Consider the following 6,862-nt stretch of genomic DNA (forward strand, 5'->3'; position numbering starts at 1 on the left):
AAGACGGTTAGACTGGGGCATACATTATGGGACTTTCGTCCGCCTCGGCCGCAGCCGAGGCGACGGCCGGTCCCGTCGAAGCCACTGTGGATTCGAGTCGCCAGGCTCTCCGCGACGATGCCCGGATCCCACGACGACACAGGAGAATTCGTGAGCTCACAGACAGGGATGTCGCCGCTTGTCAACGGCCAGCTTAACCAGGTGCCCGATATCGACGCCGAGGAGACCCGTGAGTGGATCGAATCGGTCGACGACCTCATCTCGACGGGAGGACCCCAGCGGGCGCGCTACGTCCTCATGAGATTGGAGGAGCGGGCGCGCCACCGGGGCGTGAGCGTGCCCCGCAACCTCGTCACGCCCTACGTCAACACGATCCCCGTCGAGGACGAGCCCTTCTATCCGGGGGACGAAGCCCTGGAGCGCCAGTTCCGACGCTGGGTCCGCTGGAACGCCGCCGTCATGGTCACCCGCCAGCAGCGCCCGGGCCTGGCCGTCGGCGGCCACATCTCGTCCTTCGCGGCCCAGGCCACCCTCTACGAGGTCGGACTCAACCATTTCTTCCGCGGCAAGGACCATCCCGGCGGGGGCGACCAGGTCTTCTTCCAGGGCCACTCCTCTCCGGGGAACTACGCGCGCGCCTTCCTCGAGGGCCGCTTGAGCGAGGCGGACCTCGACTCCTTCCGCCAACAGGTTTCGCGCCGCTCGGGCGGCCGCGGCCTGCCCTCCTACCCCCACCCCCGCCAGCTGCGGGACTTCTGGGAGTTCCCCACCGTGTCGCTGGGGATCGGCCCGGCAGCCGCGATCTACCAGGCGTGGTTCAACAGATACCTGGACGGCCGGGGCATCAAGGGCACCGACGGCCAGCGGGTCTGGTGCTTCCTGGGCGACGGGGAAATGGACGAGCCCGAGTCTCGCGGGCTTCTGCAGCTGGCCGCCACCCAGGGCCTCGACAACCTGACCTTCGTCGTCAACTGCAACCTGCAGCGCCTGGACGGCCCGGTCCGCGGCAACGGCAAGATCATCCAGGAGCTCGAAGCCTTCTTCAAGGGAGCCGGCTGGAACGTCGTCAAAGTCATCTGGGGCCGCGAATGGGATGTGCTCCTCCAAGCGGACAAAGACCATGCCCTCGTCAATCTCATGAACGAGACGCTCGACGGAGACTACCAGGGGTACCGCGCCAACGACGGAGCATACGTGCGCGACTCCTTCTTCGGACGCGACCCGCGCACGAAGGCCATGGTCTCCGACTGGACGGACGAGCAGATCTGGGCGCTCAAGCGCGGCGGGCACGACTACCACAAGGTGTACGCCGCCTACCGGGCCGCGACCGAGTACAGGGGCCAGCCGACCGTCATCCTCGCGCACACCGTCAAAGGCTACGCGCTGGGCACGAACTTCGCGGGCCGCAACTCCACCCACCAGATGAAGAAGCTCAACGCGGCGGACCTCAAGCTGCTGCGCGACACCCTGCACCTGGACATCCCCGACGCGCAGCTCGAGGACCCCTACGAGGCGCCGTACGTCAAGCCAGGGCCCGACGAGCCGGCCATGAAGTACATGCTCGACAGACGGGCATCCCTAGGCGGATTCCTCCCCGAACGGCGGGTCTTGGCCGGCGGAGTGGACATGCCGGCCGACAGGCACTTCTCCGCCATCAAGGCCGGGTCCGGCAAGCAGAGAGTCGCCTCGACCATGGCGCTCGTCCGCCTCATAAAAGATCTGGCCAGGGACGGAGGCTTCGGGCACCGGATCGTGCCCATCGTCCCCGACGAGGCCCGAACCTTCGGCCTCGACGCCATGTTCCCCAACGGCAAGATATTCAACACGCAGGGACAGCGGTACACGTCGGTGGACCACGACCTCCTGCTGTCCTATAAGGAGTCGGAGAAAGGCATCCTCCTGCACACGGGAATCTCGGAATCGGGCTCGGTTGCCGCCTTCCAGGCCGTCGGAACCTCCTACGCCACCCACGGCACGCCCATGGTGCCCTTCTACATCTTCTACTCGATGTTCGGCTTCCAGCGGACTGGAGACCAGTTCTGGGCCGCCGGCGACCAGATGGCGCGCGGATTCATCGTCGGGGCCACGGCGGGCCGGACGACCCTCGCGGGCGAGGGCCTGCAGCACATGGACGGGCACTCCCCCGTCCTGGCCTCGACCAACCCGGCGATCGTCCAATACGATCCGGCCTACGCCTACGAGATCGCGCACATCGTCCACGACGGCATCGTGCGCATGTACGGAGACGGCTCCGACGGCCGGGACCAGAACGTCATGTACTACCTCACGGTCTACAACGAGCCGATCCACCAGCCGGCCGAACCGGAGGGGGTCGATCGCGAGGGAATCCTCAAGGGCATCCATCTGGTGCGCTCCGCCGAGGGGGACGGGCACAGAGTCCAACTCCTCGCCTCGGGGGTCGCGGTGCCGTGGGCCGTCCGCGCGCGGCGCCTCCTGGCCCGCTGGGGCGTTCAGGCCGCCGTGTGGTCAGTCACCTCGTGGTACGAGCTGCGGCGCGACGCCCTGGAGGCGGACAGGCACAACTTCCTCCACCCCGAAGACGAGCCTCGAGTGCCGTATGTGACCGGCAAGCTGCAGGGCGCCGAAGGCCCGTTCGTGGCGACGTCGGACTTCGAGCACCAGGTGCAGGACTCCATCGCGAAGTGGATCCCGGGCGACTACTACACGCTGGGCGCGGACGGCTTCGGGTTCTCCGACACCAGGCCGGCTGCCCGCCGGTTCCTCACGATCGACGCCGCTTCCATGGCGGTGCGCGCCCTCCAGGGCCTGGCCGACCAGGGGAAGATCGACCGAGGCGTGGTCAAGCGGGCGATCGACCAGTACGATCTGTTCAACCCCAACGCGGCCGAACCCGTGCTGGACGATCCGGCCTGACGACCAGATGACAATCCGACTAGGAGCACCCCGATGATTATCACCACCACCAACAGCATCGAAGGTTTCACGATCGACCGGTACCTCGGCTTGGTCACCGGAGAGGTCATCGCGGGCGTCAACCTGGTCAAGGACATCGGCGCGGGCTTGCGCAACCTCTTCGGCGGCCGCTCGCAGGGATACGAGGAAGAGCTTCTAACGGCGCGCGAGAGCGCCCAGAGGGAGCTCGTCGAGAGCGCGCAGAGGCTGGGGGCCGACGCCGTCGTGGGCGTCGACCTCGACTACGAAGTCCTCGGGCAGGGCGACATGCTCATGGTCTCCATGACCGGCACGGCGGTGGCGCTCTCTTACAGAGGCTAGGGGGCCGCGCCGATCAACAGCTCAGCCAGTTGGTCGACGGTGCGGACCGTCCGCCAGGCCAGCGCGTACTCCTCGGCGGGGGCGGCCCCCCACTCGACGAGGACCGTCGGCAGCCCGTGGACGGCGGCGCCATCGACGTCGTACTTCCTGTCGCCGACCATCACCGCGGACGCCGGATCGATCCCCCGCTCGGCCAGCACGGCCAGCGCGTCCTCGACCATCTCGTGCTTGGCGACTCTGCCGCCCACTTCGTCAGCGCCGCAGACGGCCAGGAAATGGCGGGAGACGTCCAGGTGCTCGACGATGGCGCGAGCGGCCTCCTCCTTCTTCGAGGTGGCGACGACCATGGGCACGCCGGCGGCGTCAAGCCGCTCCAGCAGTTCCCGGACGCCGGGGAACAGCGGGGTGTCGAGCATCGTCTCGGCGTAGCGCCGGCGGTACTCGGCGACGAAGCGCGCGGGGTCGGCCACTCCGAGCTCGGCGAAGGAGTCGTGCAGCGGCGGCCCGATGAAGCGCCGGTAGAAGGCGGGTTCGTGGACGACGCCCGCCTCCTCGCGCATGGTGCGATCGAAGCAGGCCGTGATGATGGCGAGGGAGTCCGTGAGCGTGCCGTCCATGTCGAAGAGGACCGGACGGGCAGGCGTCACAGCCTGATCCCCTCGACGCTTCCGGCGCCGTGGCGGGCGATCTTGGCCTTGACGAAGTCCACCACCGTCGTCGGGCCGTCCGTGCCGCACGGGCCTTCGACGACGACGTCCACGAGGTGGCCCAGGGTGTCGTTGACTTCCCAGCCATCGGTCATGGGGTCCTCCTCGCCGGGCAGGATGAGCGAGGAGGAGAGCATGGCCTCGCCCACCGCCGCGAGGATGGCCTGCGTGATCCGATGGTCGGGGATGCGCACGCCGACCGTGTGCTTCTTGGGATTGAGGGTCATGCGCGGCACGTCCTTCGTGCCCTTCAAGATGAACGTGTACGGCCCCGGCGTGAGGGACTTGATGAGCCTGAACTCCGAGTTCCCGACGATGACGAGCTGGCCCAGTTGCGCGAAGTCGTGGCACAGGAGGGTGAAGTGGTGGCGGTCTCCGACCTGCCGAATCGCCCGGATCCGGTCCAGGCCCTCCTTGTTGGCCAGGGAGCAGCCGATCGCGTATCCCGAATCGGTGGGGAAGGCGATCACCTCGCCGTTCCTGACGTGCTCGGCAACTTTGTCGACGAGCCGCTGCTGCGGATCGACGGGGTGGATTTCAACGTAACGCGCCATCTCAACTCCTTCATGTCGGGCGCCGCCAACTATGCTGACATACAACGAGCTTACCCGAGGAGGGACGATGGATCGGGACTCACTCTACGACGCGGCACGCCAGGCGCTCAGCCGCGAAGGCCACGAGGACGGAGGGCCGGGCTTCCGCCTGGACTGCGTCGACGCGGTCACGCGGTGGGTCGTGGCCGTGGCCGTGGAGAAGGCCGCTGCGACGACGCTGCTCGACGCCGACATTCAGGGAGCCTCCACCGTCGAGGACCTCGTGGACTTGGCCGACGTCCAGACGCAGGCCGCGGACCGCCGCGCAGGCGCATGAAGAAGGGGGCGCGGGCCGGGGCGAGGCGATGGGCACGGGCGCCGAAAGCCCGCTCGAAGGCGGGAGCCGTCTCGGGAGCGAAGGCGGCTCCGGCTCTCTGGGCCGCCCGGGGGAGGCCCGCTCTGAGTGCGAATCTCCAGAATGCGTAGAGGCGCCGGGCCCGGCGCCTACCCGACGCGGTGGAGCCAGCGGACGGGCGCCCCCGCTCCGGCGTATCGAAAGGGTTCGAGCTCGTCGTCCCAGGCCTGGCCGAGCGCGAGGTCGATCAGGCGCCGGAGTTCGTCGGGGTCGCCTCCGGCCAGTTCGACCGCGGCGCGGATCCTGTTCTCCGGGATGACCACATTGCCCATGATGTCGGTTTGGGCGTAGAAGATCCCCAGCCCGGGGGTCGCCGACCAGCGGCCCCCCTCGGTGACCGCAGTGCAGTCCTCGGTGATCTCGAAGCGCAGATGCTCCCAGCCGCCGAGCGCCGAGGCGAGCATGGCCCCCGTGCCGACCTCGCCGACCCATGAGATCTCAGCCCTGTTCATGGACGGCTGTGCCGGCTGGGTCGTCCACTCGAAGTGGACTTCATAGCCGAGTACACTGGATACCGCCCATTCAACATGCGGTTGAACAGTCGGTGACACCGAGTGAATGAATATGACGCCCCGTGTGGCGTGTTTCGTCATCGCGTTCCTCCTGCTGGTGGGTGGCTTTCCCCTTGTCACCCGAACGCAGGACGCGATTCCACTTTGCCATACTTCGCGGTAGAGCGCCAGTTCCGCCGTCCATCCGGCACGGTCGCGGCTATAGGTCGCGGATCGCGCGCATGGCCTGTTTGCGGACGTCCCGTTCCAGCCGGTCGACGTACAGGTGCCCGTCGAGGTGGTCGACTTCGTGCTGGATGCAGCGTCCCATGAGCTCCTCCCCCTCGACGACCTTCGCCTTGCCGTCGACGTCGATGCCTTCGGCGCGTGCGTACCAGGAGCGCTTGGTCGGGAAGAACAGTCCGGGGATGGACAGGCAGCCCTCGTCGCCGTCCTGGTAGCGGTCGTCGGACAGCGCGGTGATGACCGGGTTGAGGATGTAGCCGATCTCGCCCTCGATGTTCCAGGAGAAGGCGCGCAGGGAGACTCCGATCTGGTTGGCGGCCAGGCCCGCGCGCCCGTCCTCGTCGACGTTCTCCAGCAGGTCCTCGACAAGGGTGCGCACACCGGGGGTGATCTGCGTGATGGGCGCGCACGGCGTGCGCAGAACCGGGTCGCCGACAATACGAATCTCACGGAAGGCCATGCCAGAATTCTATGCCATCCCGCACGGGCGCGCCCATGTCGGGGAGAGTGCGACGAAAAAACCAGGCTGAGCGCCTGGCCTTTTCGGATCTGCTCCCGCAGCTGGATTCGAACCAGCAACCGTCCGATTAACAGTCGGATGCTCTGCCATTGAGCTATGCGGGAATGCGAACATGAAAACTGTAGCAGCACTCCCGAAGGCGGCCTAATCCTGGGGAAGCGACCTGTATCACAGGCCGTCGCGGTCGGCCGGCGGCATCCCCACGACGTCCCGGATGGACGCATCCAGCCGGTCGAGATCGGCTTCGTCCCGAGCGTCCGGCTGCCCGTCGATCACGATCTGGGTGAAGAGGGAGCCGTCGGCGTCGCGGCGCACGAGGCCGCGCGCGGAGAGCCCCGACGGCAGGTCAGCGTGCTCCTGGAAGACGATGGAGTGCTCGATCCGCTCGCGCACGACGAGGGCGATCCTCTCGTCCTCCCCTTCGGCGACGACCAGGCGCAGCGGCGCGACGCGGTCGTCGACGAAGGACGCGGACAGGGTCCGCGTCGCGTCCGTCCACGCGGCGGCCTCGAACTCGTGCCATCGCCTGTCCTCCACCTGGCCGTCCATGACGACGGCGAGGCGCTCGGCGAAGACCGCCAGCCAGGAGCCCTTCGGCCCCTCCAGTCGGGCGGCGGCGATCGGCCTGCCCGCGACCCCCGGGACGGCGCGGACCCGCCGCGCGCCGGGCATCAGGCCGCTCACCGCATCCCGGC

The 6,862-nt window shown here is 67.9% G+C and carries 8 protein-coding genes and 1 tRNA gene; 3 read left to right on the forward strand and 6 right to left on the reverse strand.

The window, feature by feature from the left end:
- The first annotated feature begins 150 nt into the window (after positions 1 to 150).
- Entirely contained in the window at positions 151 to 2,895 is a 2,745-nt protein-coding gene (aceE, locus tag HMPREF0043_RS04935) for a pyruvate dehydrogenase (acetyl-transferring), homodimeric type (RefSeq protein ID WP_040317894.1), read from the forward strand.
- A gap of 33 nt (positions 2,896 to 2,928) precedes the next feature.
- Positions 2,929 to 3,255: a YbjQ family protein gene (locus tag HMPREF0043_RS04940; protein ID WP_021601811.1), complete on the forward strand. Its 327-nt coding sequence runs from the start codon at positions 2,929 to 2,931 to the stop codon at positions 3,253 to 3,255.
- Here HMPREF0043_RS04940 and HMPREF0043_RS04945 read toward each other — a convergent pair.
- Entirely contained in the window at positions 3,252 to 3,902 is a 651-nt protein-coding gene (locus tag HMPREF0043_RS04945; protein WP_040317888.1) for an HAD hydrolase-like protein, read from the reverse strand. The genes HMPREF0043_RS04940 and HMPREF0043_RS04945 overlap by 4 nt on opposite strands.
- Positions 3,899 to 4,516, reverse strand: a complete 618-nt coding sequence (locus HMPREF0043_RS04950; protein WP_021601813.1) for an L-threonylcarbamoyladenylate synthase — start codon at positions 4,514 to 4,516, stop codon at positions 3,899 to 3,901. Before HMPREF0043_RS04950 ends, HMPREF0043_RS04945 begins: the two co-directional genes overlap by 4 nt.
- A 67-nt stretch (positions 4,517 to 4,583) precedes the next feature.
- Here HMPREF0043_RS04950 and HMPREF0043_RS04955 point away from each other — a divergent pair, with 67 nt between their 5' ends.
- Positions 4,584 to 4,832: a hypothetical protein gene (locus HMPREF0043_RS04955; protein ID WP_040317889.1), complete on the forward strand. Its 249-nt coding sequence runs from the start codon at positions 4,584 to 4,586 to the stop codon at positions 4,830 to 4,832.
- A gap of 167 nt (positions 4,833 to 4,999) precedes the next feature.
- On the opposite strand, the gene HMPREF0043_RS04960 is transcribed toward HMPREF0043_RS04955, so the two are convergent.
- From HMPREF0043_RS04960 to HMPREF0043_RS10185, 4 genes are all read right to left on the reverse strand, one after another.
- Positions 5,000 to 5,503 carry a DUF3145 domain-containing protein gene (locus tag HMPREF0043_RS04960; protein ID WP_040317890.1) on the reverse strand — a complete coding sequence of 168 codons (504 nt, stop codon included), beginning with the start codon at positions 5,501 to 5,503 and terminating at the stop codon, positions 5,000 to 5,002.
- Positions 5,504 to 5,621: 118 nt separating this feature from the next.
- Complete coding sequence (locus HMPREF0043_RS04965; protein ID WP_021601817.1) at positions 5,622 to 6,107, reverse strand: peptide deformylase; 486 nt, start codon at positions 6,105 to 6,107, stop codon at positions 5,622 to 5,624.
- 92 nt (positions 6,108 to 6,199) lie between these two features.
- Positions 6,200 to 6,271: transfer RNA gene (locus HMPREF0043_RS04970), tRNA-Asn, on the reverse strand.
- 64 nt (positions 6,272 to 6,335) lie between these two features.
- On the reverse strand, positions 6,336 to 6,862 hold a 527-nt coding region (locus HMPREF0043_RS10185; RefSeq protein WP_021601818.1), incomplete at its 5' end, for a hypothetical protein.

Origin of the sequence: Actinobaculum sp. oral taxon 183 str. F0552, from assembly GCF_000466165.1 — a bacterium.
GTDB lineage: Bacteria > Actinomycetota > Actinomycetes > Actinomycetales > Actinomycetaceae > Peptidiphaga.

Coding starts and splice junctions, on each gene's coding strand:
- HMPREF0043_RS04940 (WP_021601811.1), top strand. CDS start 2,929: ATGATTATCACCACCACCAACAGCATCGAAGGTTTCACGATCGACCGG.
- HMPREF0043_RS04950 (WP_021601813.1), bottom strand. CDS start 4,516: ATGGCGCGTTACGTTGAAATCCACCCCGTCGATCCGCAGCAGCGGCTC.
- HMPREF0043_RS04955 (WP_040317889.1), top strand. CDS start 4,584: ATGGATCGGGACTCACTCTACGACGCGGCACGCCAGGCGCTCAGCCGC.
- HMPREF0043_RS04960 (WP_040317890.1), bottom strand. CDS start 5,503: ATGACGAAACACGCCACACGGGGCGTCATATTCATTCACTCGGTGTCA.
- HMPREF0043_RS04965 (WP_021601817.1), bottom strand. CDS start 6,107: ATGGCCTTCCGTGAGATTCGTATTGTCGGCGACCCGGTTCTGCGCACG.